At 71.6% G+C, this 26,316-nt stretch carries 24 protein-coding genes, 1 tRNA gene and 1 pseudogene; 14 read left to right on the top strand and 12 right to left on the bottom strand.

What is annotated here, in order from left to right; translation table 11 throughout:
* Positions 1-495 precede the first annotated feature (495 nt).
* Complete coding sequence (locus tag ACFWRO_RS04920) at positions 496-891, top strand: hypothetical protein (RefSeq protein WP_384504350.1); 396 nt, start codon at positions 496-498, stop codon at positions 889-891.
* 312 nt (positions 892-1,203) lie between these two features.
* On the opposite strand, the gene ACFWRO_RS04915 is transcribed toward ACFWRO_RS04920, so the two are convergent.
* Positions 1,204-1,277, bottom strand: a tRNA-Pro gene (locus ACFWRO_RS04915).
* 126 nt (positions 1,278-1,403) lie between these two features.
* Between ACFWRO_RS04915 and ACFWRO_RS04910 the strand changes: the two genes are divergently transcribed.
* Entirely contained in the window at positions 1,404-2,090 is a 687-nt protein-coding gene (locus ACFWRO_RS04910; protein ID WP_384504349.1) for a transketolase, read from the top strand.
* A gap of 68 nt (positions 2,091-2,158) precedes the next feature.
* A complete protein-coding gene (locus ACFWRO_RS04905) occupies positions 2,159-3,052 on the top strand; it encodes a transketolase family protein (RefSeq protein WP_384504347.1) in 894 nt (297 codons plus the stop codon).
* Between the two features lie 51 nt (positions 3,053-3,103).
* Here the strand turns inward: ACFWRO_RS04905 and ACFWRO_RS04900 are convergent, their stop codons facing one another.
* Positions 3,104-3,475 carry an MmcQ/YjbR family DNA-binding protein gene (locus ACFWRO_RS04900; RefSeq protein WP_384504345.1) on the bottom strand — a complete coding sequence of 124 codons (372 nt, stop codon included), beginning with the start codon at positions 3,473-3,475 and terminating at the stop codon, positions 3,104-3,106.
* A 574-nt stretch (positions 3,476-4,049) separates the two neighbouring features.
* Between ACFWRO_RS04900 and ACFWRO_RS04895 the strand changes: the two genes are divergently transcribed.
* Entirely contained in the window at positions 4,050-5,249 is a 1,200-nt protein-coding gene (locus tag ACFWRO_RS04895; RefSeq protein WP_384504343.1) for an acyl-CoA dehydrogenase family protein, read from the top strand.
* 128 nt (positions 5,250-5,377) lie between these two features.
* Here ACFWRO_RS04895 and ACFWRO_RS04890 read toward each other — a convergent pair whose 3' ends face one another.
* The 6 genes from ACFWRO_RS04890 to ACFWRO_RS04865 form a co-directional block, all read right to left on the bottom strand.
* The gene (locus ACFWRO_RS04890) at positions 5,378-5,944 is read right to left on the bottom strand and encodes a GAF domain-containing protein (RefSeq protein WP_384504342.1); all 567 of its coding nucleotides are present in this window, start codon (positions 5,942-5,944) and stop codon (positions 5,378-5,380) included.
* The gene (locus ACFWRO_RS04885) at positions 5,941-6,564 is read right to left on the bottom strand and encodes an ATP/GTP-binding protein (RefSeq protein ID WP_384504341.1); all 624 of its coding nucleotides are present in this window, start codon (positions 6,562-6,564) and stop codon (positions 5,941-5,943) included. Before ACFWRO_RS04885 ends, ACFWRO_RS04890 begins: the two co-directional genes overlap by 4 nt.
* A complete protein-coding gene (locus ACFWRO_RS04880) occupies positions 6,542-6,919 on the bottom strand; it encodes a DUF742 domain-containing protein (RefSeq protein WP_384504339.1) in 378 nt (125 codons plus the stop codon). The genes ACFWRO_RS04885 and ACFWRO_RS04880 overlap by 23 nt, the downstream gene beginning before the upstream one ends.
* Positions 6,916-7,350 (bottom strand): roadblock/LC7 domain-containing protein, encoded by a 435-nt coding sequence (locus ACFWRO_RS04875; RefSeq protein ID WP_215071982.1) that lies wholly within the window; start codon positions 7,348-7,350, stop codon positions 6,916-6,918. The genes ACFWRO_RS04880 and ACFWRO_RS04875 overlap by 4 nt, the downstream gene beginning before the upstream one ends.
* Before the next feature lie 7 nt (positions 7,351-7,357).
* On the bottom strand, positions 7,358-9,241 hold the full coding sequence (locus tag ACFWRO_RS04870; protein ID WP_384504337.1) for an ATP-binding protein: 1,884 nt from the start codon (positions 9,239-9,241) through the stop codon (positions 7,358-7,360).
* Positions 9,242-9,739: 498 nt separating this feature from the next.
* Positions 9,740-10,645: a LysR family transcriptional regulator gene (locus tag ACFWRO_RS04865; protein ID WP_384504336.1), complete on the bottom strand. Its 906-nt coding sequence runs from the start codon at positions 10,643-10,645 to the stop codon at positions 9,740-9,742.
* 174 nt (positions 10,646-10,819) lie between these two features.
* Between ACFWRO_RS04865 and ACFWRO_RS04860 the strand changes: the two genes are divergently transcribed.
* The 3 genes from ACFWRO_RS04860 (at position 10,820) to ACFWRO_RS04850 (ending at position 14,848) form a co-directional block, all read left to right on the top strand.
* Positions 10,820-13,081 carry a helix-turn-helix domain-containing protein gene (locus tag ACFWRO_RS04860; protein WP_384504334.1) on the top strand — a complete coding sequence of 754 codons (2,262 nt, stop codon included), beginning with the start codon at positions 10,820-10,822 and terminating at the stop codon, positions 13,079-13,081.
* A 138-nt stretch (positions 13,082-13,219) separates the two neighbouring features.
* Complete coding sequence (locus ACFWRO_RS04855; protein ID WP_384504333.1) at positions 13,220-13,918, top strand: alpha/beta fold hydrolase; 699 nt, start codon at positions 13,220-13,222, stop codon at positions 13,916-13,918.
* An 81-nt stretch (positions 13,919-13,999) separates the two neighbouring features.
* Positions 14,000-14,848, top strand: a complete 849-nt coding sequence (locus tag ACFWRO_RS04850; protein ID WP_384504331.1) for an alpha/beta fold hydrolase — start codon at positions 14,000-14,002, stop codon at positions 14,846-14,848.
* Between the two features lie 104 nt (positions 14,849-14,952).
* Here ACFWRO_RS04850 and ACFWRO_RS04845 read toward each other — a convergent pair.
* A pseudogene (locus tag ACFWRO_RS04845) lies at positions 14,953-15,476 on the bottom strand (GNAT family N-acetyltransferase).
* Between the two features lie 154 nt (positions 15,477-15,630).
* On the opposite strand from ACFWRO_RS04845, the gene ACFWRO_RS04840 reads away from it, so the two are divergent.
* From ACFWRO_RS04840 to ACFWRO_RS04825, 4 genes are all read left to right on the top strand, one after another.
* Positions 15,631-16,560: a helix-turn-helix domain-containing protein gene (locus ACFWRO_RS04840; protein WP_384504330.1), complete on the top strand. Its 930-nt coding sequence runs from the start codon at positions 15,631-15,633 to the stop codon at positions 16,558-16,560.
* 115 nt (positions 16,561-16,675) lie between these two features.
* The gene (locus ACFWRO_RS04835) at positions 16,676-17,638 is read left to right on the top strand and encodes an SMP-30/gluconolactonase/LRE family protein (protein ID WP_384504328.1); all 963 of its coding nucleotides are present in this window, start codon (positions 16,676-16,678) and stop codon (positions 17,636-17,638) included.
* A 53-nt stretch (positions 17,639-17,691) separates the two neighbouring features.
* Positions 17,692-18,597, top strand: a complete 906-nt coding sequence (locus ACFWRO_RS04830; RefSeq protein ID WP_384504326.1) for an MBL fold metallo-hydrolase — start codon at positions 17,692-17,694, stop codon at positions 18,595-18,597.
* Positions 18,598-18,721: 124 nt separating this feature from the next.
* Positions 18,722-20,200 (top strand): carboxylesterase/lipase family protein, encoded by a 1,479-nt coding sequence (locus ACFWRO_RS04825; RefSeq protein ID WP_384504324.1) that lies wholly within the window; start codon positions 18,722-18,724, stop codon positions 20,198-20,200.
* A 44-nt stretch (positions 20,201-20,244) separates the two neighbouring features.
* Here the strand turns inward: ACFWRO_RS04825 and ACFWRO_RS04820 are convergent, their stop codons facing one another.
* On the bottom strand, positions 20,245-21,474 hold the full coding sequence (locus ACFWRO_RS04820; protein ID WP_384504322.1) for an MBL fold metallo-hydrolase: 1,230 nt from the start codon (positions 21,472-21,474) through the stop codon (positions 20,245-20,247).
* A 104-nt stretch (positions 21,475-21,578) separates the two neighbouring features.
* Between ACFWRO_RS04820 and ACFWRO_RS04815 the strand changes: the two genes are divergently transcribed.
* Together ACFWRO_RS04815 and ACFWRO_RS04810 are read left to right on the top strand one after the other, a co-directional pair.
* Positions 21,579-22,757, top strand: coding sequence for a Glu/Leu/Phe/Val dehydrogenase dimerization domain-containing protein (locus ACFWRO_RS04815; RefSeq protein WP_384504320.1), 1,179 nt, complete (start codon positions 21,579-21,581; stop codon positions 22,755-22,757).
* A 146-nt stretch (positions 22,758-22,903) separates the two neighbouring features.
* A complete protein-coding gene (locus tag ACFWRO_RS04810) occupies positions 22,904-23,533 on the top strand; it encodes a TetR/AcrR family transcriptional regulator (RefSeq protein WP_384504319.1) in 630 nt (209 codons plus the stop codon).
* Between the two features lie 214 nt (positions 23,534-23,747).
* Here the strand turns inward: ACFWRO_RS04810 and ACFWRO_RS04805 are convergent, their stop codons facing one another.
* Together ACFWRO_RS04805 and ACFWRO_RS04800 are read right to left on the bottom strand one after the other, a co-directional pair.
* Complete coding sequence (locus ACFWRO_RS04805; RefSeq protein WP_384504317.1) at positions 23,748-24,788, bottom strand: DUF6745 domain-containing protein; 1,041 nt, start codon at positions 24,786-24,788, stop codon at positions 23,748-23,750.
* Positions 24,789-24,841: 53 nt separating this feature from the next.
* Positions 24,842-25,168, bottom strand: a complete 327-nt coding sequence (locus tag ACFWRO_RS04800; RefSeq protein ID WP_384504315.1) for a hypothetical protein — start codon at positions 25,166-25,168, stop codon at positions 24,842-24,844.
* Between the two features lie 177 nt (positions 25,169-25,345).
* On the opposite strand from ACFWRO_RS04800, the gene ACFWRO_RS04795 reads away from it, so the two are divergent.
* Complete coding sequence (locus tag ACFWRO_RS04795) at positions 25,346-26,308, top strand: STM4015 family protein (protein ID WP_384504313.1); 963 nt, start codon at positions 25,346-25,348, stop codon at positions 26,306-26,308.
* Positions 26,309-26,316: the final 8 nt, after the last annotated feature.

Raw genomic sequence — 26,316 nt, 5'->3', positions numbered from 1 at the left:
GTGGTGCCCGAGTGCCGTTGCGGGAGTTGCCGCCGTTCTTCCCGACCGGGTCAAGGTGCGCTCTGACCGGTCGAGTGCACTGGTCCCCGAATGGTCCCCACCGGCGTCACACGGCACTCTCATCAGCCGGTCGGCGAAGATCACCGCCGCAGGCGCGGCCCTCTCGGCACACCTCAGCGTGCTCCGCGCGCCGCGCTCCCTGCCGAGTCCCATCCTGGTCGCCCGCTGACGCGGTCAAGGCGAGTTGGTCCCGAAGTGGTCCCCAAAAACGATCGAGGGGCCGTTTCAGATCTCTCTGGACCTAATCAGGGCGCAGGGAGTGTACGTGCCGACTCTTCGCGCACCGGCGCGCACACCGTGTGGTCCCCAACTGGTCCCCAGCTCGTGTCCTGTCTGAGCCCCACGCATGTCCGTGATGCGCCCGAGCGGCAACGGGGCTGCCGTGTGAAAAGCAGCGTCTGCTTCCGTAACCAGGGGCGGCCAGTGGGTCGCGAGGTGACCTCGATTGCGGTCGGCGAGCTCGCGCACCATCGGCTCAGGGCCGCGCTCTGCGAGGAGCAGCGCAGATCAGTGGGCAAGGACGTCGCCAGTGTGGGAGATGGCCGGCACGTTGAAGGTGCCGATGCCGGGCCTGCGCTGGTGCCGAGCTGGATGCCGGTGGCGGAGGCGTGGGCGCTGGCGGACGACGTCCACCTCGCCCAGGGCGTGCTCTGCGTGCGCTGCACGCTCTCCGCCGTCGACAACAACCGCCTGGTCATCACGACACCGAAGACCCGGTCGAGCAGAGGCTGGATCGCCAACTCACCCCGCGTCGCCACAGCCCTCCGCCGGCGTTCCGCTCACCGTGGTCTCCAAGATGCTGCGACACTCCACCCTGTCGACGACCGCTAACCTCTACAGCCACCTCACCCAACAGGCCGCACACCAGGCCGTCGACACCATCGACCACGTCCTCAGCGGAGCCCAGCAGACGGCGGTCCGTACGGACCGGCCCGTGTGGCTGCGACCACCGCGCGGCCACATCCGCCGCCTCCGCGCAGCCCTCCACAGGCTTCACTCTCCCGCACCAACTGCCAACAGCACCCTGGCGAACCAGCCACGCCCCGGGTATGCGACCACACTGCGACCACCACGCCCCCGGACGCACCAAAGGCCGCCCTCTCATGGATGAGAGAACGGCCTCCGACCTGCGTTTCCGCACAGTCGGGACGACAGGATTTGAACCTGCGACCCCTTGACCCCCAGTCAAGTGCGCTACCAAGCTGCGCCACGTCCCGATGCCCGTCTGACCTGGGGTTTCCCCCGGCCGCACGCGCATGAGAACAATACCGCACTTCCACGGGTGGTCACGAACCGCTTTACGGGTTGACCTCAAGCAAGCTTGAGGTTGCACCGTGGGTGGCATGACGAACACGGACATCGACCGGCTCCACGGCCTCATGGGCCTGATGACCGGTGACGAGAAGCACTCGCCCGCCGCCACCTCCACCCTCGACGCGCTCTGGGTGCTCTACGACCGGGTGCTGCGGGTGTCGCCCGAGACCGTGGGGCGGGCGGACCGGGACCGGTTCCTGCTGTCGAAGGGGCACGGGCCGATGGCGTACTACGCCGTCCTCGCCGCCAAGGGGTTCTTCCCCGAGGAGCTGCTCACGGGCTTCGGCTCGTACGACTCGCCCCTCGGGCACCATCCCGACCGGACTCTCGTGCCCGGCGCCGAGATCGGCAGCGGGTCGCTGGGGCACGGGCTGCCGCTGGCCGTGGGGAGCGCGCTCGGGCTGCGGGCGCGCGGGATCACCGAGGCGCGGGTGTGGGTGCTCATCGGGGACGCCGAGCTGGACGAGGGCAGCAACCACGAGGCCATCGCCTACGCAGGGCCCGCGGGCCTGGAGCGGCTGCACACCCTGGTGATCGACAACGGCTCCGCCACCCACGGCTGGCCCGGCGGGATCGCCTCGCGGTTCGAGGCCGCCGGCTGGTCCGCGGAGACCGTGGACGGGCGGGACCACGAGGCGCTGTACGCCGCCTTCACCGCGCCCCACCCCGGCCGGCCGCGCGCCGTCGTCGCCCGTGTCGAGCCCAAGAACGCCTGATCAGCCCGGTCCGACACCCGTAAGACCGAGACCCGTGAGACCGAGACCCGTAAGAAGGAGCTTCCCCCATGGACACGATGCGTGACCGCTTCATCGCCACCACCGGCCGGCTGCTCGACGAGGACCCGCGCCTCGCGCTCGTCCTCGCCGAGATCAGCAGGGACGGCTTCCGGGAGGCCGAGCGGCGCCATCCGGACCGGGTGATCAATGTCGGGATCCGCGAGCAGCTGCTGATCGGCGCGGGCGGCGGGCTCGCGCTGGCCGGGATGCGGCCGGTGCTGCACACCTTCGCGAGCTTCCTGGTCGAGCGGCCCTTCGAGCAGATCAAGCTGGACTTCGGCCACCAGGGCGTGGGTGGCGTACTGGTGAGTGCGGGCGCCTCCTACGACTGGCCGGCCGGCGGCCTGACCCATATGGCACCCGGCGACGTGGCCCTGCTCGACACCCTCGACGGCTGGACGATCCACGTCCCCGGCCACCCTGACGAGGCGGAGGCCCTGGTACGGCAGGCGGCCGCGGGCGACGGCCTCGACTACGTCCGGCTCTCCGTCCAGTCCAACGCCGTCGCCCGCCCCGTCTCCCCCGGCTTCAGTACCGTCCGCGAGGGCCGGGCCGGTGTGGTCGTCGCCGTCGGGCCCCTGCTCGACAGCGTCCTCGCCGCGACCGAGGGCCTCGACGTGACCGTCCTCTACGCCACGACCGTGCGCCCCTTCGACGCCGAGGGCCTGCGCCGGGCGGTCGACGGGGCGCGCCCGGACGTCGTCCTGGTCGAGCCGTACCTCGCCGGCACGTCGACCGCCGCCGCCAACGACGCCCTCGCCGCGCTGCCGCACCGGGTCCTCGGGCTCGGGGTCGCCCGCCGGGAGCTGCGCAGGTACGGCACGCTCGACGAGCACCTCGCGGGGCAGGGCCTCGACCCGGTCGGTCTGCGCGAGCGCGTTTCGGTCTTTTTCGACCTCTGAGGGGGCCCGAGCGGGCGCGGGGCAGGCCGGAGCGGGCCCGCGCCCGCCGCCTCAGCCGCGCTCCGGATCCACCCCGACCTCCGGATACTCCTGCAGCAGGCGGCGCGGCGCGGCCTGCCGCCAGGAATCGGCCAGGATGGCCCGGAGCTCGTCCTCGTCGTCAAGGGCGCCGATCCGGACACGTATCCAGGCGTACCCGTCGTCGTGGCCTTCCCGGATGAAGAACTTGGCGGGCTCGGCGGCGAGGAGTTCGGCGCGCTCCTCCTTGGGGCATTTCACCCCCATCGCCTGGTCGTCGTCGTCCAGCGAGGCGAAGATCTTGCCGCCCTGGCCCGCACGGAAGGTGGGCATGCCCCAGGCGAGCTTCTCGAACGCCCCGGGCAGCGAGAGTGCGATACGGCGTACGTCGTCGGCAGTGGCCATACCTCGACCGTACGACGCCCCACTGACACCGACACCCCTTGTCCCCGGCTCGTCCCTCCTTCGCCGCGGACGCGACGGCGCCGGTCGGCCGCGCACGCGCCGGAGCGCGCCCCCCTCACTCCCCGTGACGCGCCCCGGCGCCGCCGAGCACACCTGTACGCCGTCCGCCACCCGCGGATCGAAGGATTCACGCGCACCCAGCCGCACTGTTCCGGCCCCGTCCGCATTCCGGGACCCTTCCGAGATGCCGACCCTGTGGTGAACAGGTGGCTCATGAGGCGACACCGCCCCTCTCGGGGCCATATGCCCTCGAACTGCTTGCCCATGGCATGTGGCAGAAAGATGTCCACGGGGAATGCCCTGGTGACCCGCTCGAACAGGTCAAGTCCTTCCGAAACACAGTCAGTTGCCGGCGTCAACCACTCCGGTTTGAGACAAACTCGGTGGCGATATTGCTCCGCCCCGGAAAGATCAACACCATGAAGGGTCGGCCTGTTCGGGACGGGACCACTGCCGATGCACGACCTGCTCGAACACTCGATCGAGCAGGTGATGAGCAGGGGAGGACTCTCGCGTGGACAGCTACTTCAGTAGTCGCCTTCATCACCAACTCCGAGCGACCGTAAGGGACTTCGCAGAGCGTGAAGTTCGGCCAAAGATAGCCGAGATGGAAGCGTCCCGGTCCGTGCACCACGAACTGTCCCGACTGATCTGCGAGCAGGGTTGGCTGGGCGCCACGATCGGCCAGGAGTACGGCGGGATGGGCGCCGGTCACCTGGCCAAGACCATCATCATCGAGGAGCTCTCCCGCGTCAGCGGCGCGATGGGCGCCATGGTGCAGGCCTCCCAGCTCGGCACCGCGAAGATCGTCCACTTCGGCAGCGACGAGCAGCGCAAGACGTGGCTTCCCGCCATCGCCGCCGGCGAGTGCCTGCCGACCATCGCGGTCACCGAGCCCGAGTCGGGCGGGCACGTCCTCGGGATGAGCGCGAGCGCGGTCCGCGACGGCGACGACTACATCCTCAACGGCAACAAGGTCTTCGTGGGCAACAGCCACGTCGGCCATCTGCACGGCGTCGTGGTCAGGACCGGTCCCGGATCGAAGGGACTGACGGCCTTCCTGGTCGAATCCGATCGCCCCGGCTTCAGGACCGGTCCCCAGCAGCCCGCCATGGGCCTGCACGGCTTCAGCTTCGGCGAACTCGTCTTCGAGAACTGCCGTGTTCCGGCCGCCAACCGGCTCGGCGACGAGGGCGACGGACTGGCCGTCGCGTACTCCTCCAGCGTGCTGTACGGCCGGGCCAACCTCACCGCCGTCTCGCTCGGCATCCACCAGGCGATCCTGGAGGAGACGACCCGGTTCTGCGAGGAGCGCCACCGCTACGGCAAGCCGCTGCACCACCTGCCCACCGTCAAGCTGAAGCTCGGCCAGATGCAGTCGCGGCTCATGACGGCCCGGCTCTCCGCGTACCACGCCGTCCACCTGCTCGACCAAGGGCTGTCCTGCGACGCGGAGTTGATGAACGCGAAGCTGGTGAACGTGGAGTCGGCGATCGATTCCGGCCGCAACGCCATGGAGATCCACGCGGCCGCCGGTCTCTTCACGAACCGGCCGATCGAGCGCTATCTCCGCGACGCGCACCACATCTTCGCCCCGGCCGGCACCTCCGACATCCAGCTGCTGCGCCTCGCCGAGGTCGCTCTCGGCCAGGACAAGGGCAGTTGGTCGGAGCGGCTGGCGGACCTCCTCAAACTGGAGCCCGTACACGCATGACCGATCACAGACACAGACGCGCCCCGGCACGGCTCCTATGAGAGCCGTCCCGGGGCGCCATCGCTTCGGCACACCAAGCCCGCCAGGCCGTCCAGGCCCGCCAGACGCACCAAGCCCGTCACGCGGGCTCAGATCAGGCCTTCCTCACGACGGTGGATCTGCTCCACCAGCTCCGCCGCGAGCGACTTGATCGTCTCCAGACCTGCGCGGCCCCACGGTCGTACGTCCGTGTCGACCACGCAGATCGTGCCCAGCGCTATCCCCGTACGGTCGATCAGCGGCGCGCCCATGTACGAGCGGATGCCGATCTCGTCCACGACCGGGTTGCCCGCGAACCGCGGGTAGTCGCAGACGTCCTCCAGGACCAGCGCCTTGCGGCGCACCACCACGTGCGGGCAGTAGCCGTGGTCGCGGTCCATGTACCGGCCCACGTTCCCGCCGGCCGCCGCGTTGAGCTCGCTGCCGGTGTGCGTGCCCGTCGGGGTGTGCAGCCCGGCGAAGAACTGCCGGTGCTCGTCGATGAAGTTGACCATCGAGAACGGGGCGCCGGTCACCTCCGCGAGGCGGTGGGCGAACTCGTCGAACGCGGGCTCCGGACGCTCCCCGAGACCCAGCTCCCGCAGCCGCCGCACACGGGCGGGCGCCTCCTGGTCGACGGGGGTCAGCAGCAGGTGACCGGTCGGGTCGTAGGTCATGAGGGTGCTCCGTAGCTCGGCACGGGGGCCGGGATGGTGGTGAGCAGATGCTGGACGAGGGTGAGGAGGGTCCGGATGCCGGCGCTGGAGATCCGCGCGTCGCAGAGCACCACGGGTACCTCGGGCTTGAGGTCGAGCGCGTTCCTGACCTCGTCGGGGTCGTAGCGGTAGGCGCCGTCGAACTCGTTGACCGCGATCACGAATCCGATGCCGCGCCGCTCGAAGAAGTCGACGGCGGAGAAGCAGTCCTGGAGGCGTCGGGTGTCGGCGAGGACGACCGCGCCGAGGGCTCCCTCGGAGAGCTCGTCCCACATGAACCAGAAGCGCTCCTGGCCCGGGGTGCCGAACAGGTACAGCACGTTCCTGTCGTCGAGGGTGATGCGGCCGAAGTCCATCGCGACCGTGGTCGTGGTCTTGGACTCCACGCCTTCCAGGCTGTCGGTGGCCGCGCTGACCTGGGTCAGCAGCTCCTCGGTGCTCAGCGGTTCGATCTCGCTGACCGCGCCCACGAAGGTCGTCTTGCCCACGCCGAAGCCGCCCGCCACCAGGATCTTGAGCGCGGTGGGGAACGGGTCGGACGCGAAGCTCTCGTGGCGCTCAGAGCCGTTGTCGTAGGCCATCGAGCACTGCCTCCAGCAAGGAACGGTCGGTTGGGTTGGCGTGGAAGCGGGGCGCGCGGGCGGTCAGCGCCCCGCAGTCCACGAGGTCGGAGAGCAGGACCTTGGTGACGACGGCCGGTAATCGTAGGTGCGCCGCGATCTCCGCCACTGATGTGGGTCCGCCGCACAGCCCGAGGGCCAGGCTGTGTTCGGGACCCATATGTGGCTGCGGGGAGGAACCGGTCGCCATCACCATGGAGAGGAGGTCCAGCGCGGTGGTCGGCTGGGTCCGGCCACCACTGACGGTGTACGGACGGATCAGCCGGCCCGCCGCGTCGTCGAGCCAGGGCCCCTCCTGGGGGGACAACGCGCTCACTGCCCCGTGCTGCCCGCCGCGCCGGCCGCCTGTCTGGCCGGAGTGACGAGATACGGCCGTACGCTCTTGACCAGCATCGCCATCTCGTACCCGAGGACCGCGGCGTCCGCCTCCCGCCCGGCGAGGACCGCCAGACACGTGCCGGAGCCGGCGGTGGAGACGAACAGCAGCGTCGAGTCCAGCTCGACGACCACCTGCCGCACCTCTCCCCCGTCGCCGAACCGCGCGCCGGCGCTGCGGCCGAGCGAGTACAGCCCGGAGGCCAGCGCGGCCATGTGGTCGGCGGCGTCCGTGTCGAGCCCGTGGACCGACTTGACCAGGCCGTCGGAGGAGAGCAGGACCGCGTTCCGCGTGTACGGGACCCGCTGGACCAGACCGCTCAGCAGCCAGTCGAGATCCGAGGAATGGCCGTTCGGCACATTGCTCGCCATGGTGCATCTACTCCTTGTGCGCGTCACCGGGACGCGGCGGTTCTTGGGCTGCGGGCTGGGATTCGGCGAGTCCGATGCCGCGCTGGAACGCGGCCATCAGACCCGGGTCGTGCAGGGCGTGCTCCTCGGGCCTGCGCGCCACCGGTTCGTCGCGCAGCTGCGGGACGAGGTGCTCCTGGGCGCGCCGCTTGGGGAGCAGCGGGCGGCCGGGGGGCTGGGCGCGCTCGACGGCCTCCGACTGCTGGAGGGGGATCGCGGGGGCGGACGTGGTGTAGGTCAGCGGCCGGTGCGGGAGCTCGCCCGACGCGTGCTCCGCCCCATGGGCCGAGGCCCGCACGGGCGAGGGCACGGGAGCGGGGGTGTGCATGGGCGCCGGTACGGGCGCGGGGGCAGGGGCCGGAGCAGTGGGGACCCCGCGGACGGCCGGGGGCACCTGCTGAGGCATGTGCGGCCCCTGGGGTGCTTGAGGTGACTGCGGGACCCGCGGCGCCTGCGGAACCTGGGGAGCGTGCGGAACCTGAGGCGCGTGGGATGCCTGCTGCACCTGCTGCACCTGCTGCACCTGAGGTGCCTGCGGGACCTGAGGTGCCTGCGGTACGTGCTGGATCTGGGCCGTCTGGTTCGCGCTGCGCGCGAGACCCTCGGGGTCGGCGCCCAGGAGGCCCTGGGGCAGCACGAGGACGGCCTGGACACCGCCGTAGATGTTGGACTGGAGCCGTACCGCGATGCCGTGGCGGCGGGCGAGCGCGGAGACGACGAAGAGTCCGATGCGGCCGTCCTGGAGCAGGTGGGCCACGTTCACCTGGTCGGGGTCGGCGAGGAGCGCGTTCATCTTGTTCTGCTCGGTGACCGGCATGCCCAGGCCGCGGTCCTCGACCTCGATGGCGAGGCCGGCGGTGACGTACTGGGCGCGCAGCAGCACCGTGGTGTGCGGCGCGGAGAACAGCGTCGCGTTCTCGACGAGTTCGGCGAGCAGGTGGATGACGTCGGCCACGGCATGGCCCCGGAGCGTACCGTCGATCGGCGGTACCAGCTTCACGCGCGGGTACTGCTCGACCTCGGCGATGGAGGAGCGCAGCACCTCGGTCATGGTGACCGGATTCGACCACTGACGGCGGGAGATGGCGCCACCGAGCACGGCGAGGTTCTCCGCGTGGCGGCGGATGCGGGTGGCCAGGTGGTCGACGTGGAAGAGGCCCTTGAGCAGCTCGGGGTCCTCGACCTCGTTCTCCAGCTCGTCGAGGAGCTGGATCTCGCGGTGCACGAGGGACTGGAGACGCCGGGCGAGGTTGACGAAGACCTCGACCTTCTGCTCGTTGCCGACGCTGGTGGAGAGCCGGGAGGCCTGCACCACGGCCGCGACGGCGGCCTCGTGCGAGCGGTTCAGCTCGTGCGCGAGCAGGTCGAACTCGTCTCCGGACACGGCTGTCGGCGGGGTGACCGGGCGGTCCGGGGCCCCCTCGCCCCTGCGCAACTGTTCGACGACCGTACGCAGTTCGCTCTGGCCGCGCGCGCTGGAGCGGCGCAGGGCGTTGCAGCGGTCGAGGACGGCCTTGGCCGCCCGGTCGGCGCCGAGCGCGGCCGCGGTCACGGAGGCGACCGTGAGGGCCGCGGCGCCCGTCAGCGCGGCCCAGAGGCCGGGGGTGGGGCTGGCTCCGGTGGACCGGAGGGTGAAGAGGACGGCGGCGGCGCCACCGAGTGCGACCGCGACGGCGGGAAGCACGGAGGTACGCAGGAGTTGGGGGCGTATGCGGGCTTCGGTCGGGAGCGGCACGGGGTGCTGCGGGGGGTTGGGAGCCCCCGCGCCGGAAGCGGAACGGGCGCCTGACCGGCCGTGCCGCCCGCCCTCACGGCGTTCGGACCGCGCGGCGGGTGCGCGAAGTTGAGACATGAGTGTCCTTGGTACGTGCCCAGGATGCGGCGTACTACGGGGGGTGTCTTACGTGGGTCTGTCGAGGCTACCGATGATCACCAACCACCCACTGTAGACGTCAACCGTTCATGTGCGGTGCGCAGTTGGCAAACTTACCCGTAGACGAGACCCACTCTGCTATCAGCCTTCGCACGACAGGCCGAGACGACATGGCCGGAACTCGACGAGCGTGTCGGGGGCACGGAACGGAAGGCCGACGGAAGCATCCGTACGCCTCCCCCGCCCTTCCGCACGCCTCCCCCGTCGGCGGGATCCAGCCGTGACCGGAATCGACCCGTACCCGCTCGCACAACGAAGCGAGCACCTCCGCTCCGGACCGCGAGCGGGAGCCTCACCCGCGCCCCGCGGACTCCCCTTCACCGTTCGCATTCGCGTTCGCATCACCACCCGCGCGAGTTCGACTACCTCGTGACCGGCGACACGGGAGCTGTACGGGCCCGGCGAGCGGGCGGGGCCCTACTCGGCGAGGGGCGGCTCGTGTGGGTCGGACAGTTCCGTCCACAGGTCGAGGAAGGCCCGCAGGGGTGCGCTCGGCCGGGTGCCGCCTCGCCAGACGAACACCTTCCGCAGCCGGATGGCCGGCTCCAGCGGCACGACGACGAAGCGCGGGTCGGCCGCGAGGACCGGGCTCGCGTGCGAGGTCAGGGCGATGCCGATGCCCTCCGCGACCAGCGCGACCTGGAGGGCGACGTCGTTCGTCGCGTACGCGACCTCGAGCCGGAGCGCCTTGGCCGCGAAGGCCTCACGGATGTACGCGTGCACTCCGCTGTCGCGGCCGTAACTGATCACCGGGCTCCGGACCGCCTCCTCGAGGGACATCGGACGGTTCGCGGGCCGGCTTCCGGCGGGGAGGACGGCGACGATGCGGTCCTCCAGGAGCACCCGTGTGGCCACGGTGGAGGGCGTGCCCTCCGGCGGTCCCGCGACCACGGCCGCGTCGATCTCCCCGTCGCGGACCTTCCCAAGGAGGGACGGGCTCGACGCCCCGGTGAGCGTCACCGCGACCTGGGGGTACCGCCGGTGGTACTCCCCCAGCAACTTGGGAATGGTGGTGCCTTCGAGACCCCCGACGGTCCCCAGCGCGAAAGAGCCGCTGAGGAGTCCGGACCGGTCGGCGAACTCCAGGACCGCCGAAGCGGCCGCCGCCAGACAGGCGCGGGCGTGCGGCAGCAGGGCGGCTCCGCCGGAGGTGAGAACCACCTGCCGGGGCAGCCGTTCGAACAGCGGCTCGCCCAACTCCTTCTCCAGGGCCTGGATCTGCTGGCTGATCGCCGGCTGCACGACATGACAGCGGGCCGCCGCCCTGGTGAACGACCCCTCCTCCGCCACCGCGACAAAGTACTCAAGTGTACGGAGCTCCATGACGGCCAAACTATCAACTCCGCAGCTGAGAGCCCGTATTGCGACGGGCACGAGGGCCGCTCGCCCCGGTGCCATCAGGGAGCATGACCGCTGCCATCACCACTGTGTATTGGACGTACGAGGCCGGTGTCCCGAGGCTGTTGGCAGATTGCCCCCGGCGCGCTGAGGAGTGACATGGACGGAACGGGCCGGTCGGCATTCGGGGAAGTACTGCGTGACCACCGCCGCGCGGCGCGGCTGACGTTGGAGCAGCTGGCCGAGGTCTCGGGCGTCAGCGCCCGGACCCTGTCGGACATGGAGCGCGGACGGAGCAAGGGCCCTCAGGCCCGTACCGTCACCGCTCTGGCGGATGCGCTGAAGCTGGACGACAGCGGTCGCACCCGGCTGATCGAGCTGGCGCGCGACGGCCGGCTGCGGGACCACTGGGCGCGGCAGAGCGGGCTCTGCGAACTCCCCCGGATGGTCGAGGACTTCACCGGTCGTGCCGAGGAGCTGATCTGGCTGAGCGAGCTCGTGTACGTCGAGAGTTCGCCGGGGGTCGGCGTGGTGGGCCTCATCACCGGCTCCGCCGGCCTGGGGAAGACCACGTTCGCCGTCCGCGCCGCCCATTCCGTGCGGGCGAGCTTCCCCGACGGGGTGCTGTTCCTCGATCTGCTCGGCATGTCCCAGCGGCCCCTTACCGCCGACGACGCGCTGCGGCAGCTGCTGCGCGCGCTCGGCACCGCCGACCAGAACATCCCGGGCGATCCTCACGAACGCGCCTCTCTGTACCGCTCGTTGCTGAGGGACAAGCATGTCCTGGTCGTGCTCGACAACGCCGCGTCGGAGGAACAGGTACGTCCCCTGCTGCCGGGTGGAGGCGCGAGCCGGGCTCTGATCACCACGCGGCGGTTGCTGGCAGGCCTGGAGGGCGTCCGCCGACTCGTCCTGGGCCCCCTGCCGTTGTCGGAGTCCACGGAGCTGCTGACCGGGATCCTGGGCGAACGTTCGGTGCGCGACGAGGAGTCGACGCTCACCCGGCTCGCCGAGCTGTGCGGCGGGCTGCCCCTGGCGCTGCGGATCATCGGCAACCGGCTGCTCAGCCGCCCCGATTGGGACTCCGCCCACCTCGCCGCCCGGCTGGCCGACGAGGAGCGCCGGCTCGAGCAGTTCCATGCCGGCGACCTCAAGATCGCCAACGCGTTCGGTCTTTCGTACGAGCAACTCGCTGACTCCACCCGCCGGGTGTTCCGTAACCTCGCCGTCGTGCCCGGCCTGGACTTCGACGCCGCGCTGACGGCCGTCGCCGGCGGTATGCCGATCGTGGACGCCTGGGACGCCCTCGACGAGCTCGTGGACCTCGGCCTGCTTCAGGACAGTGGCGAGGGCCTCTACCGATTCCACGACCTGGTCCGCCTGTTCGCCCGCGAGCGGCTCCAGGAGGAAGATTCCGCGGCCGGGCAAGAGGCGCTGACGGAGCGGGTGACGTCGTGGTTGCTGCGGATGGCGACGATGTCCGGGCGCTGGTTCGAGCCCGGTTACGGCCGTCCCCACCGGCCCGACCCCGACCTGGCGGCCCAGGCCTCAGCGGACGAGGCCGACTGGTGGCTGCGCAGCCATGTGGACAACTGGCTGGGAGCGATGCGGATCTCGCTCGCCGCCCGGCCCTCCCTCGTGCTCGACTGCGCCGAGTCGATGCACTGGTACTCCGAACGCTGGGTCCACGGCGCGCACTGGCACGAGGTCTTCACGCTGGGGGCGGAGGCCGCGGCCGCCCTCGGGGACCTGGCGCAGCAGGCCACGCAGCTGAACTACGTGGCGTGGGTCAAGTCGGTGCCGCCGCGCGACCCGAGGGCGATGATGGGGTACGCGGCCGAGGCCCTGGAGCTGGCCACCCGGGCCGGCGCCACGGCGCAGGTCGCCTGGTCGCAGGAGTACACCGCGACGGCGCTGCACACCCTCGGACAGCTCGACGAAGCCGTCGCCATGTCGCTGCGGGCAGCGGAGACGTTCAGGGGAATCGACGACATCGACAGCTACGTCCAGTGCCTCGCCCACGTCGCCAACTGCCTTCGTGACGACGGACGCCATGCCGAGGCACTGGAGCAGTACCTCGCCCTGGTCGCGCTGATGGACGACGAAGCCTCCGGGATGTCACCGAGCGTCGTGACGCACAGCCGGCCGTTCGCGCTGATCCGCGTCGCCCAGTGCCTGGGTCACCTCGGCCGCAGGCCTGAGGCGATCACCACGCTCAGTACCGCGATCGACCTGCTGGACACCCTCCAGGTGTCCGACTACCGGCGCGCCGAGGCCCTGGAGACGCTGGCCGCCCTGCTGGCCGAGGAAGGCCGCGCCGGAGAGAGCAGCCGCGCCTACGTACGGGCCGCGCGGGTCTTCGAGTCGATCGGTGACACGGAGGCGAGCAGCCGCTGCCAGGCATTGGTGACCGCAGCCTGACGACAGCAGAGCAAGAAGCGCACACGTCACCGAGCGCCAACTCTGCGTACTGCTCTGCATGTTGTGTGCCCCGTCGGACGACTTGGATGGGAGGCACCGGACGGGCACCGAGCCCGTCCCTCCAGAGCGGAGACGGTCATGGGAAACATCAGGAACATCGTGCTCGTGCACGGTGGATTCGTGGACGGATCGGGCTGGCAGGGGGTGTACGACCACCTGACCGCCGAGGGGTATCGCGTGGCCGTCGTCCAGAACCCGACCGAGTCCCTGGCCGGTGACGTCGTCGCCACCCACCAGATCCTCGACCGCCTCGACGGCCCGGCCGTGCTGGTCGGCCACTCGTACGGCGGGGTCGTCATCACCGAAGCCGGCAACCACCCGAACGTCGCCGCGCTCGCCTACATCGCCGCGTTCGCGCCGGACAAGGGCGAGTCGGTCAGCACCCTGATCGCCGACCCGGCGCCCGGTGCGCCGGTCCCGCCGATCCTGCCGCCCGTCGACGGCCGTCTGCTCCTGGACCGGGACAGGTTCGCGGCCTCGTTCGCCGCCGACGTCCCCGAGTCGACGGCCGCGTTCATGGCCGACTCCCAGGTCCCCTGGGGCGTCGACGCCCTCGAAGGGGCGGTCTCCGAGCCGGCCTGGCAGACCAAGCCGTCGTGGTACCTGGTCGCCACCGACGACCGCATGATCCCGCCGGCCGCGCAGCGTGCCATGTCCGAGCGTACCGGCGCGACGGTCACCGAGACCCCCGGCAGCCACGCCGTCTACGTCTCCCGGCCGGCCGTCGTGGCCGCCGTCATCGCCCAGGCGGCGAACGGCGTCAACGCCCCTTCCTAGTGGTCGCTTTCGCGCCGGGCACTCCGCCCGGCGCCCGTATCCGGACGACACACTCCATCCCGACCACTCTGGGAGTTCCTCATGGACCCTGAGCTCACCCGCCGTCGCGTCCTCGCCGGCACCGCCGCCGCAGCGAGCACGGCGGCACTGCTGGGACCGCTCTCCTCGGCAGCCTCCGCCGCCGCCCCCTCCGGGGCCGGGGCCGGGGCGAGCAGCAAGCCGACCGTCGTGCTGGTGCACGGCGGATTCGCCGACGCCTCCTGCTGGAACGGTGTCATCGAGCGGCTGCAGCACACCGGCTATCCGACCATCGCCCCCGCCAACCCGCTGCGCAGCCTGCCCACGGACGCCGCCTACATCGCCAGCGTCCTGAGATCGATCAGCGGCCCGGTGGTGCTCGTCGGGCACTCGTACGGCGGCGCCACCATCACCAACGCCGCCGCCGAGGCCACCAACGTGAAGGCGCTCGTCTACATCGCCGCCTTCGTCCCCGACCAGGGCGAGCAACTCAGCGTCCTGATCAACAAGTACCCCGGCAGCATCATCGAGGCCGCGACCCGCCCGGTCCCCTTCGCCGGCGCGGACGGCACGACGGGTGTCGACCTGTACCTGGAGGCCGACAAGTTCCGGGCCGCGTTCGCCGCCGACCTGCCGGTCGCCACCACGCGCCTGATGCAGGCCACCCAACGGCCCTTCAGCGCCACCTGCTTCACCGACACCACGACGGCCACGGCCTGGCGCACGATCCCCTCCTGGGGTCTGGTCGCCGACACCGACAAGGCGATTCCGCCCGCCCTGCAGCGCTTCTTCTACGACCGGGCCCGCGCCCGCCACGTCGTCGAGGCACGGGGCGCATCCCACGTCGCCATGATCAGCCACCCCCGCACCACGACCCGCCTCATCGAGGCCGCGGCCCGAGCCACCACCTGACCGGCCGTCCCCGACCTCGGCGGCTCAGTGCCTGCTGCGGTCGGGGACGCCCTGTGCGGTCCGCGAGTGCGCCGCCGCGGAGCTCCGCGGTTGCCGGGCGATTCCTACGCTTCTCCGTCCCGTACGGACTTTTCGAGGAGCGTGAACGACTTGGGCGTACCGCCCGGCTGCGGCTTGCCCTCCTTGTGTCCGACAACCCGGTAACCGGCGTCGAGGTAGTACGCCTTCAGCCGCTCGTTGCCGGCCAGGCAGTCCAGACGTAGCAGCGGTCGGTCCGCCTCGGCAACGCGGCGCTCAGCGACGCGCAGAAGCCGGCGCCCCGTCCCGGCCGGGACGCGACTGTGGTCCACCATCAGCCGGTGGACGTAGCCGGCCGTCGGCGGCTGCGGCCCCCAGGCGTCCTCGTCCTCCCACCAGAGCTCCCAGGCCCCGACCACACGACCCGCGGCTTCCGCGAGCCACACCTCACCGCGCTCCATGATCCGGCGGAAGTGGTCCTCCCCCAGCTCACCAGGCCGCCACTGACCAGGACGCCCCGGCCGAGCATCCAGCGGGCGGCGTCGTCGCGCAGACGCACGACCGCGGCAAGGTCGGCGTCCTCGGCGAGACGGAAGCGTAGATCGTTCACGCCGTCGATCCTCGCACGGGCGTCACAGCAGAGACCGTGGCAGTACTAGGAGGAATGCCACTCCACCGGTCATGCGGCGCGGCGGCCAGACCCTGCCGTGCCTACCCACAGCAGGGGCAGGCACGGAGCTCCGAGGCTGTTGATACTCGGAGTCATGAACGGACAAGCACAGCTCGGAGACTTCCTGAGGACGCGGCGTTCCCAGCTGCGACCGGCGGACGTCGGAGTCCCCACCTACGGCGAACGCAGGCGCGTTCCGGGGCTCAGGCGCGAGGAGTTGGCGCTTCTGGCCGGTGTGAGTGCGTCCTACTACACGCGCCTTGAGCAGGGCCAGTCGCAGGGTGCCTCACCCGACGTACTGGACGCGATCGCCCGGGCCCTGCGGTTGGACGAGTCCGAGCGGCTGCACCTGCACGACCTGGCCCAGGCGGACAGGCACCGCCCCCGGAACCGGCGGCCCGCTCCGGAGCGGGTGACCGAGGCGACACGTCAGTTGCTGGAGGTCATGGACGACGTTCCCGCGATCGTGCTCGGCCGGCGCAGTGACGTTCTGGCGTGGAACCGCCTGGGCCACGCCCTCTTCGCGGGGCACCTGGACCCCGATGCCCCGCAAAGCCCGGGCGGGCGTCCGAACATGGCCCGGCTGGTGTTCCTCGACCCGCACACCCGCGAGCTGTACGCCGACTGGCCCAGCAAGGCCAAGGCCGTGGTGGGGAGCCTGCGGCTGGTGGCCGGGCAGCACCCGGAGGACAGCGCGTTGCACGCGTTGGTGGGCGAACTGGGTTCGAAGAGCGCCGAGTTCGCCACCATGTGGGCCGACCATCGGGTCAAGGCGTGCACCGTCGCGGCCTACGAGATGCGGCACCCGCTGGTCGGGACCCTCACCGTCGTCCAGCAGACCCTGAGCCGTGGCACCGACCCCGTGGTCGTCGTCGCCACCACGGAGACGACTTCGCCCTCCCGTACCGCACTCGCCCTGCTCGCCCAGGCGACCGGACCGTCCACCACTGCCCGGCCCGCCCCGCACGAACCCCTCAGCGCCGGCCCGTCGCGGCGGCCGGGGTCTCAGGTGCTCGCCGACTGACATCGGTCGCCTCACACCTCAGTTGCCCCAACCACATCGACCAACTCATCGCCCGCTCAGCCATCCCCCTGCGTCGGCGCGCGGCTGCCGCATGCCCAGATCCAGCGAAGGAACCATGCACAACAAGCTCCTCACCCTTACAGCGGCGTCAGCCGCCGTCGTCGCGGCCACCCCCGTGCTCCTCCCGACGGCCTCCGCCTCCACCACAGCCGCCCCGCAGCTCGTTCCACGGGCGTCCGTGCACTTCGATCTGGCCAAGGGGCAGACGCCGGAGAACATAGCCCTGGCACCGGATGGCGCCGCCTATGTCACCTTCGCCGCGGGCCGCCAGGTCGCCAAGGTCTCGCGCGACGGCACCACCCGGATCCTGGCCACGCTGCCCGAACCCGCCGACGGCGGCGTCCGCACCCCGGTGCTGGGCTTCCCGCTGACCGTCGGCATTGTCCGCGCGCACGACGGCACGCTCTACTTCCTGTACGCCACCGGTACGCCGGACCTGACCGGTGTGTGGCGCCTGCGCCCCGGCGGCAAGCCGCAGCGGATCGCCGCGCTCCCCGCGAACGGTCTGCCCAACGGCCTGGCCCTGGACGCTCGTACCCGCACGCTCTACATCACCGACTCCGTGCTCGGCACCATCTCAAGTGTGCCCACCACGGGTGGCAGCCCCACCGTGTGGTCCGCCCCCGAACTGGCCCCCGACGGCTTCCTCGGCGTCAATGGCCTGAAGATCCACAACGGTGCGGTCTGGGTCACCAACCTCGACAAGGGCACCGCCCTCAGCATCCCGATCCGCCCGGACGGCCGGGCCGGCCGGGTCCGTACCGAGGCCACCGGACTGCAGGGGATCGACGACTTCGCGTTCACCGGCCGCGGCGATCAACTGCTGGCCACCCTCAACGGAACGAGCCAGGTCGCCCTGGTCGAGTCCGACGGCAGGCACTCCATCGTGCTGACCCCGGCCGACGGCCTGCAGAACCCCACGTCAGTCGCCGTGCGGGGAGACACCGTCTACGTCACGAGCGCCGCGTACCTCACCGCCAAGGACCCCAACCTGGTCCGCCTGCACCTGAAGCGCTGACCGGCGCGGGCACCACACCCCTCTCTCACGTCACTCACCTCACGGAGACAGCCATGCAGCACACAGACAGCATCACCCTGGGTGATGTCACCATCACCCGGATCGAAGAGATGCACGGGCCGATCATGCCCACCGACCAGTTCTTCCCCGACATGCCCGCAGAGGCCTGGAAGGAGCACCGGGAGACGCTCGTTCCCGACCACCTGAACGCCGACGACACCATGGTCCATGTCGCCATGCAGACCTGGCTGTTGCGCAGCGGTGGTCGGACGATCCTGATCGACACGGGCATCGGCAACGACAAGTCCCGCCCGGCCGTCGAGAGTTGGGACCACCTTGACCTCGGCTACCTCCAGAACCTCGAGCGGGCGGGCGTACGTCCCGAGGACGTCGATCTGGTGGTCAACACCCACCTCCATGTCGACCACGTCGGCTGGAACACCCGCCTGGTCGACGGTGATTGGGTGCCGACGTTCCCCAATGCCACCTACCTGATGCCCAAGGCCGACTTCGAGTTCTGGAACCCGGCGAACAACCCGGGCATCGCAGGCGGGGTCAACGAGAACGTCTTCGAGGACAGCGTCGCCCCCGTCCACGCCGCGGGGCAGGTCCAGTTGTGGGAGGGCAGCCACACCATCGACGCCCACCTGCGCCTGCTCGCGGCCCCCGGCCACACGCCCGGCTCCAGCGTCGTCGAACTGGCCTCCGGCAGTGACAAGGCCCTGTTCTCCGGCGACCTGATGCACACTCCCCTGCAGGTCACGCACCCGGACCACAACAGCTGCTTCTGCGACGACCCGGCACAGGCCCGCACGACGCGCCGCAAGCTGCTCGGCTGGGCCGCCGACGCGAACGCCCTCGTACTCCCGGCCCACTTCAGCGGCCACAGCGCCCTCGAGGTCGAGCACCGGGGGAACGGCTTCGCGATCAAGAACTGGGCGCCGATCATCCGGTACTGACCCGCGGCCCACCGCCCCACAGACCCACCCCGCCACAGACCCACAGACCCACCCGATCAGGCCATGCCGCCCCCGGACAACGCGAGGGGGCGGCATGGCCGCAGCACCGCCGAGGAGACACCGGATGACGTCCCCCGACACCTTCGCCACCGTCACCACGACCCACGGACCGATCCGCGGCCGCCACGACGAACACGGCACGGTGTTCCTCAACGTGCCCTATGCCGCGCCACCCACCGGACTTCAGCGTTTCACCGCTCCACGTCAGCACCCCGGCTGGAGCGAGGTCCGGGACGCGACACATCCAGGACCGACCGCTCCCCAGCCCGCCCGGGACTCCTTCGGCGCCCTCGACATGTCGCCCTACTTCGGCCCGGGCTGGCAGCGCGGCGACGACTACCTCACCGTGAACATCTGGGCCCCCGAACCAGAAGGGCCGGAAGGGCCGGAGGGACCTGCAGGGCAGCCGCGGCCGGTCATGGTGTTCGTGCACGGCGGAGGCTTCGTCGCCGGATCGACCCGTGCACCGCTCTACGACGGAACGGCCTTCGCCCGCGACGGCGTTGTCCTGATCACCGTCAACTACCGCCTCGGCATTCCCGGTTTCCTCCACCTCCCGGACGCGCCCGACAACCGGGGCATGCTCGACGTACTCGCGGCCCTGCGCTGGATCCAGGAGAACGCCGCACACTTCGGCGGCGATCCCGCCGACCTCACCCTCTTCGGCCAGTCGGCCGGCGGCATCATCGTCGGCGGCATCGTGGCCGACCCGGCCTCCTCCGGCCTGGTCCGGCGGGCGATCATCCAGAGCGGCAGCGGCACCGCCGCGTTCACACCGGAGCAGGCGGGCATCGTCACGGCGGCGGTCGGACGCGCGCTGGAGATCGAACCCACGGCCCGCACCCTGGCGGACATCCCGGACGCGCACCTCATCGACGTCCTGCCCCACCTGACCGGCCTGGACCTGCGCACCGCCACCCACCACCACCCGCTCGCGGGCGTCACTTCCTTCAGCCTCGTCAGCGAGCGTCAGCCCGCCACGGCACTGGCCGCCCACGGGTCGGGAATCGACCTGCTGATCGGCTCCAACCTCGACGAGGGAAGCCTCTACCTGGCCCCGCTCGGTGTCCTGGCAGCCAGCACCGAGGACGATCTCCTCCGGACCGCGGCGCAGTTCCACGCGCGTCCCGCCGACGTCGTACGCGCCTACCAGGCGGCACGACATCCATCCGCCACGACGGCCGAACTCCGCACCCTCATCCTCGGCGACGGCCTCTTCGGAGCGGGTACGCGGAAGATGGCGGCCGCACACGCGAGCACCGCGCCCGGCCGGACGTACTGCTACGAGTTCGTCTGGCGTTCCGACGCGATCGACGGACAACTCGGCGCCAGCCACGTCATGGAGCTGCCGTTCGTGTTCGACCGCGTGTCCCTGCCGTCGCTACGCGGCCCGCGAGCCCTCCTCGGCACCACGGAACCCCCCGCCGAACTCGCCGCCCGGATCCATCGGTCGTGGGTCGCTTTCGCCGAGACCGGCAACCCCGGCTGGCCCACCCACCACCCAGCGGGAGGGCACGTCGAACACCTCGGTACGCGCCGCTGACACACCACCTACTACCGCGTACTACCGCGTACTACCGCAACGAGTCAGCGCTCGCCCGCGAGGTCCAGATCGTCGCTGCGCGGCTCGGCCGCGGCCTCGGCTCGGCCGGGGCGGCGCCACGGCCGGGCGATCGGACTGGACACACCCCGCCACCACGGCTCCTCGGGCAGCTTCTCCCCGGGCTCGAACGGCTCGCCGGGGCGCGGGGCCGCCACTGCCTGGCCGACCTCCTCCCCCGCGTCGGCCGTCCACTCACCCGGCTCTGCCCATGCGTGCGGGGCAAGGTTGAAGGTGCCCCAGTGGATCGGCAGGAGTACGCCGTGGGGGCGGCCGCCCTGGAGGTCCAGGTGGGCCTGGACGCCCTCGGCGGGGGTCATGTGGATGTCCGGCCAGTACTCGCTGTACGCGCCGATCTGGATCATGGTCGCGTCGAAGGGGCCGTGCGCGGCGCCGATCTCCGCGAAGCCGGGGAAGTAGCCGGTGTCGCCGCTGTGGTAGATCCGGTGCTCGGGGCCCGTGACGACCCAGGACGCCCAGAGGGTGTGCTGGGTGTTGCGCAGGCCCCGGCCGCAGAAGTGGCGGGCGGGGGTCGCGGTCAGCCGGAGGTCGCCGATCTCGGTGGACTCGTTCCAGTCCAGTTCGCGCAGCCGCGAGGCCGGCACCCCCCAGCGCTCCAGGTGGGCGCCGACGCCCAGCGGTACGGCGAACACGGTGTCCGTGCCGGCCAGGGCCTTGATCGTGGGCAGGTCGAGGTGGTCGTAGTGGTCGTGGGAGATCACGACCACGTCGACCGGGCCGAGCGCGGCGAGCGGCAGCGGCACCGGGTGCAGGCGCTTGGGGCCGGCGAAGGCGAAGGGCGAGCAGCGGTCGCCCCAGACCGGGTCGAAGAGGACCCGTCGGCCGTCGATCTCCGCGAGGACGCTGGAGTGCCCCATCCAGGTGATCCGCAGGCCCGAGACCGGCGGCTTGGCGAGATCGGCCAGGGTGGTGGCGTGCACGGGGATCGGGCCCGTGGGGGCCCGGCGCGCCCGGGCCTCCTTCTGGAAGTAGATCTTCGCGAACTCGACGCTGGAGCCGGTGGGCCTGTGCCGGGCGGACACGGGGTTCTGGAAGACGCCGTCCGCGAAGTTCGGCGAGCGGCGGATGCGCTCCATGCGCTCGCCGGCGGGATCCGCGCCGAAGGCCTCGGGCCGCAGGGCGCGCAGCCTGGCCCGCAGCGAATGGTCGGAGCCGGTGCCGGTCACGGGTCCTCCTGATGGTCGGGGTCGTTCCATTATGGTCGGCCCGCGCCGCTCTCGGTCGGAGCATGCGCGATACTGAACCGTCATTCAGTAGCACCATCGCAGGATCCCTTGTCGCATCCCCTCGGAGAACGCCCATGAGTACCGCCCCTCTGATCTCGCTGACCTGGTCGGACCCCGTCACCGGCCGACAGGGTCATCTGGTGATCGACCGGCTGGTGCGCGGCGTGTGCAGCGGTGGGCTGCGGATGCGTGAGGGCTGCACGTCGGCGGAGGTGGCCGGGCTCGCGCGCGGGATGACCATGAAGGAGGCCCTGCACTACGACCCGAAGAGCCGGTACGTCCCCCTGGGCGGCGCCAAGGGCGGCATCGACTGCGATCCCCGCTCGCCCGAGGCGTACGGCGTCCTGGTCCGCTACCTGCGGGCGATGCGCCCCTACATCGAACGCTTCTGGACCACCGGCGAGGACCTCGGCCTGACCCAGGACCTGGTCGACAGGGCGGCGGCCGAGGCGGGGCTCGTCTCCTCGATCCAGGCCGTCTACCCGCTCCTGGACGACGAGGCGCGGGCCCGGCGCAGGCTCGCGGACGCGTTCGAGGCCGAGGTGGACGGTATCGGCCTCGACGAGCTCGCGGGCGGCTGCGGGGTCGCCGAATCGGTCCTGGTGGCCCTGGAGCGGGCGGGCAGGCCGTACTCCGGCACCCGCGTCTCCGTACAGGGCTTCGGGACCATGGGCGGGGCCACGGCACGCTTCCTGGCCCGGGCCGGGCTCACGATCGTGGCGGTGGCCGACGTACGAGGCACGATCACCAACCCGGACGGCCTGGACGTCGAGGCGCTCCTGGCGGCGCGCGACGCGCACGGCACCGTGGACCGCGCCGTGCTGCGGCCCGGGGACCGGGAGGAGCCCGGCGACGCCTGGCTCGCGGCCGACGCGGAGGTGCTGGTCCCGGCCGCCGTCTCGTACGCGATCGACACCCGGAACCAGGCGAGGATCACCGCCCGCTGGATCGTCGAGGCGGCCAACATGCCCGTCCTCCCCGACGCGGAGCAGCTCCTTGCCGCGCGCGGGATCACGGTCCTGCCCGACGTCGTGGTGAACTCCGCCACCAACGCCTGGTGGTGGTGGACCCTCTTCGGCGACATCGGCGCCGACCCGGACGAGGCCTTCGCCCACATCCGTGAGGCCATGCGCGCCCTGGTCGGCCGGATGCTGGACCGGGCGGACGCGGACGGCTCCACGCCGCGCGCCGCTGCCCACGCGCTGGTCGAGGAGCGGCTGCCGGAGATCGCGGAGCGGTACGGCTGGTACTGACGGCTGGTACTCACCGGCGACCGGCAGGGACCGACCGGGAAGGGACCGGCAAGCGACGGGGAAGCGACCGGGAACCGGCCTGGACGTTACCGCGACCCGGCGCGAAGATGATCATGCCTTTGGCATGGTCTGTGTAGGCTGCCGCCGTGGCGAGAGTGCGGTTGAGCGTGGCGGAGCGGCGGGATGAGCTGCTCCGCGCCGCCGTCGAGCAGATCGAGGAGCGGGGCGTGGCGGCCGTCCGGATCGCCGATGTCGCCAGCGCGCTCGGGGTCAGCAACGCGCTGGTGCTCTACCACTTCTCGACCAAGGAGAAGCTCGTCGCGGAGGCGTTCGCGTACGCCGCAGAGGCCGACCTCGAGCATCTGCGCAGGCTCCTGGGGCGCCGGACCACCGCCCTGCGCCGCCTGCGGGCGGCCGTCCGGTGGTACGCGCCGACCGGGCAGGCCAAGGGCTGGCGGCTCTGGATCGAGGGCTGGGCTGCCTGCCTGCGGGAACCGGCGCTCCGCGAGGTCGCCGGGGCGCTCGACCAGCAGTGGAAGGCGGCCCTGACCCGGGTGATCGCCGAGGGCGCGGCGGCCGGCGAGTTCCCGTGCGCCGACCCGGCGGCCGCCGCCTGGCGGCTGACCGCCTTTCTGGACGGGCTCGCCGTGCAGATGACCTCGTACGCCGGATCCCTCTCCCGCGCCGCCATGCTGGAGTGGGCCGACGCCGCCCTGGCCCGGGAGCTCGGGCTTGCGTCCCTGGACGCGTCACCGAATCCCCCGCCGACGGCATAGAGCCTCCGCCCAGGGCGCCACGAACCGGCCTTGGTCACCCGCCCCCGACCAGGGGGCCACAGCCGCCTTTTGTCACCCGCCCGGCCGCACCAGTCGCCCACCCCGCCGACGGCGCCGCGGCCGCCCGGTCACCTCCCAGGGCGCCACGACCGCCCGGCCGCCCGGTCACCCAGCACGCGGCACCCGGACCCGGCACACCGCACCCCGCACCCGCTCACGTCTGCACAAGCGGCTCGTACGCCGTCTCCGCGAGCCCGAAGGTCCAGGCGACGCCCTCGCGGGCGGTCCTCGTGCGGGGCGGCACCCTCAGCCAGTACGTACGGAAGGTCCCGTCCGGCTCCGGCGTCGCGTTGACGACCTCGACCATGACCACGTCCTCGTCGTCCACGAGCTCGATCCGCCAGAGCACGCCCGTCTCGTCCCGGGCCACCGGCTGCGCGCCGGACTCGGCGAGGTAGCGCTCGTAGCCGTAGAACTCCAGCATCACGCGGCGCAGTTCGGCGTTCTCCTCGCCGCGTATGCGCTCCGGGGTGAGCCCGCCGAGATCGGCGAGGAACTCCGCCGGCACGGCCATGCCCCGCCAGGCGTGCAGCGCGAAGCCGTCGCCGTAGGCCAGCGCCGGGCCGTCGCCCCGGTCGAGCCGGCCGGCCTCGTCCCGGTGCAGCTCGACGGGCCGTTCGCACATCACGGCGACCTTCTCGTACGGCCACCACCAGCCCGCGTTCTCGGCGACCGCCGTGAGCCCGGCGAGGCGGTCGCCCCGCCCGTCGAAGGCCGCGAGCCACGCCGCGTCGTGCTGGCCCAGGACCGCGTCGAGCAGCACGAGCCGCACGGCGGCCGCTTCCTCAGCGGCAGCTCCGTCGGAGTCCCCGCCGAGCTCGTCCACGGCCGCGGCCACCACCGCCGCCCGTATCCGGTCCGCCAGGGCCCTCGTGGTGTCCCAGAGCGGCGCCCCGGTGCTGGACCACAGCGCCGTCCAGCCCCGGGGACCGAGCTCGTCGTGGACCCTTCGGCGCTCCTCCGCCCAGGGCCGGGTGCGGACCTCGTCCCGTACCGAGGCGCCCGCGTCGGTCAGTTCGCGCACGAGCGCGACCGCCGCCCGGGGCGAGGCCGCCCAGACGATCCGCTCCGGCGCCGCGAGCCCGGCCGTGGCATAGGCGAGCCGTACCCCCACCTCCGCCGCCGCCCGGTCGGCCGCTCCGGTGGCGGCCGCGACGGCCCGCCACCTGTCCACCGTCATCGGTGTCCCGTTCATCTCTCCCCCAGTCGGTGTCATTGCCGGTGTCTGTGTCGGTGTCACTGTCTGTGTCAGTCCGCGACGATCCGGTACGCGCCCGGTGTGTACTCCCGCTGCCGCACCACCCGGTACCAGCCCTTCGGCAGCGGAATCGGGGCGTGCTCCTCGTGCACCACCCGGCCGCCCGTGGGCAGTTCGAGCAGGAACGGTCCGAACGGTCCGGGCTCCCGCACCAGTCGTCCGGGCCCCGGGATCGCGTGGGCGTGCCCGGTCACCTCGCCGAGCGCGAGGACCAGCCGCCCCCGGGTGTCTCTCGGCTCCCCCGCCGCGTCCTTGGCGTGCGCGGGCACCGCCGTCTCCGTGACGGGCACGATCAGCACGTCTCCCTGCCGGTACATGGCTCTCCCCTCCGTGGTGGGCACGGTCTGTGTCGACCACGCATTCGACGCTAGAGGGAGCCACTGACAACGGCCTCGACAACAGCCTCCGACCGCCCCCGCGCCCCGCGTTGTCGGTGGGGGTTGGTACAACTGCTCGCGTCAGCAGATCAACGCCGTCCGGTGTCTGGAGCATTCATGACCATCTCGGGAGATATGCAGGAGTTCCACGGCCTGCCCGTGTTCGACTTCCCGGACCGTGATGCCGCCGTCGAACTGCCGGACCCGGCCTCCGTGGCCTGGCGGGTCTCCGGCCCGACGTACTGCGGCCCGGAGGACGAGCAGTGGGAGAAGGTCTTCGCCCGGTTCCTCGCCGGCGTCGACACGCGGCGGGTCCGCGCCCTGGTCGTCGGCGGCTGGGACGAGGCGTACGACTCCTCGTCCGCGCCGATCGTGACCGCGCTGGTCGCGGCCGCCGAGGACCGGCTCGTCTCCCTGGAGGCGCTGTTCCTCGGGGACATGACGTTCGAGGACTGCGAGATCTCCTGGATCCAGCAGTCCGACGTGACGCCGCTCCTCGCCGCCTACCCCCGCCTGCGGGAGCTGGGTGTGCGCGGCGGCACGGAGCTCGCCTTCCCGGCCGTCCGGCACACCGAACTGCGCGCTCTCGTGGTCGAGACGGGCGGTCTCGGCGCCGACGTCGTGCGCGGCATCGCGGGCAGCGACCTGCCCGCTCTGGAGAAGCTGGACCTCTGGCTCGGCACGGACGAGTACGGCGGCGACGCCACGGTCGACGACCTGGCGCCGGTGCTCGCCGGCACCGGCTTCCCCGCCCTCCGCGATCTCGCGCTGCGCAACAGCGTCCTCCAGGACGAGATCGCCGCCGCCGTGGCGGGCGCCCCGGTGGTCGCCCGGCTCGACCGGCTCGACCTGTCGATGGGCACGCTCACCGACGAGGGCGCCGAGGCGCTGCTCGTGGGCCAGCCGCTCACCCACCTCACGCACCTCGACCTCTCCCACCACTACCTCAGCGAGAAGATGAGCGAGCGGATCGTCGACGCCCTCACCCCCTACGGGGTGACGGTCGACGTCGGCGACGCGCAGGAGCCCGAGGACGACGGTGACGGCGAGGTCTTCCGGTACGTCGCGGTCGCCGAATGACCTCTCCC

The sequence above is a fragment of the Streptomyces sp. NPDC058579 genome (genome assembly GCF_042718575.1).
Classification (GTDB): domain Bacteria; phylum Actinomycetota; class Actinomycetes; order Streptomycetales; family Streptomycetaceae; genus Streptomyces.
This window is presented reverse-complemented; position numbering and strand designations above follow the sequence as displayed.

Coding starts and splice junctions, on each gene's coding strand:
- ACFWRO_RS04910 (WP_384504349.1), top strand. CDS start 1,404: ATGACGAACACGGACATCGACCGGCTCCACGGCCTCATGGGCCTGATG.
- ACFWRO_RS04795 (WP_384504313.1), top strand. CDS start 25,346: ATGACCATCTCGGGAGATATGCAGGAGTTCCACGGCCTGCCCGTGTTC.
- ACFWRO_RS04840 (WP_384504330.1), top strand. CDS start 15,631: ATGAACGGACAAGCACAGCTCGGAGACTTCCTGAGGACGCGGCGTTCC.
- ACFWRO_RS04900 (WP_384504345.1), bottom strand. CDS start 3,475: ATGGCCACTGCCGACGACGTACGCCGTATCGCACTCTCGCTGCCCGGG.
- ACFWRO_RS04890 (WP_384504342.1), bottom strand. CDS start 5,944: ATGACCTACGACCCGACCGGTCACCTGCTGCTGACCCCCGTCGACCAG.
- ACFWRO_RS04855 (WP_384504333.1), top strand. CDS start 13,220: ATGGGAAACATCAGGAACATCGTGCTCGTGCACGGTGGATTCGTGGAC.
- ACFWRO_RS04860 (WP_384504334.1), top strand. CDS start 10,820: ATGGACGGAACGGGCCGGTCGGCATTCGGGGAAGTACTGCGTGACCAC.
- ACFWRO_RS04870 (WP_384504337.1), bottom strand. CDS start 9,241: ATGTCTCAACTTCGCGCACCCGCCGCGCGGTCCGAACGCCGTGAGGGC.
- ACFWRO_RS04805 (WP_384504317.1), bottom strand. CDS start 24,788: ATGAACGGGACACCGATGACGGTGGACAGGTGGCGGGCCGTCGCGGCC.
- ACFWRO_RS04815 (WP_384504320.1), top strand. CDS start 21,579: ATGAGTACCGCCCCTCTGATCTCGCTGACCTGGTCGGACCCCGTCACC.
- ACFWRO_RS04825 (WP_384504324.1), top strand. CDS start 18,722: ATGACGTCCCCCGACACCTTCGCCACCGTCACCACGACCCACGGACCG.
- ACFWRO_RS04875 (WP_215071982.1), bottom strand. CDS start 7,350: ATGGCGAGCAATGTGCCGAACGGCCATTCCTCGGATCTCGACTGGCTG.
- ACFWRO_RS04865 (WP_384504336.1), bottom strand. CDS start 10,645: ATGGAGCTCCGTACACTTGAGTACTTTGTCGCGGTGGCGGAGGAGGGG.
- ACFWRO_RS04820 (WP_384504322.1), bottom strand. CDS start 21,474: ATGGAACGACCCCGACCATCAGGAGGACCCGTGACCGGCACCGGCTCC.
- ACFWRO_RS04800 (WP_384504315.1), bottom strand. CDS start 25,168: ATGTACCGGCAGGGAGACGTGCTGATCGTGCCCGTCACGGAGACGGCG.
- ACFWRO_RS04830 (WP_384504326.1), top strand. CDS start 17,692: ATGCAGCACACAGACAGCATCACCCTGGGTGATGTCACCATCACCCGG.
- ACFWRO_RS04835 (WP_384504328.1), top strand. CDS start 16,676: ATGCACAACAAGCTCCTCACCCTTACAGCGGCGTCAGCCGCCGTCGTC.
- ACFWRO_RS04850 (WP_384504331.1), top strand. CDS start 14,000: ATGGACCCTGAGCTCACCCGCCGTCGCGTCCTCGCCGGCACCGCCGCC.
- ACFWRO_RS04885 (WP_384504341.1), bottom strand. CDS start 6,564: ATGGCCTACGACAACGGCTCTGAGCGCCACGAGAGCTTCGCGTCCGAC.
- ACFWRO_RS04905 (WP_384504347.1), top strand. CDS start 2,159: ATGGACACGATGCGTGACCGCTTCATCGCCACCACCGGCCGGCTGCTC.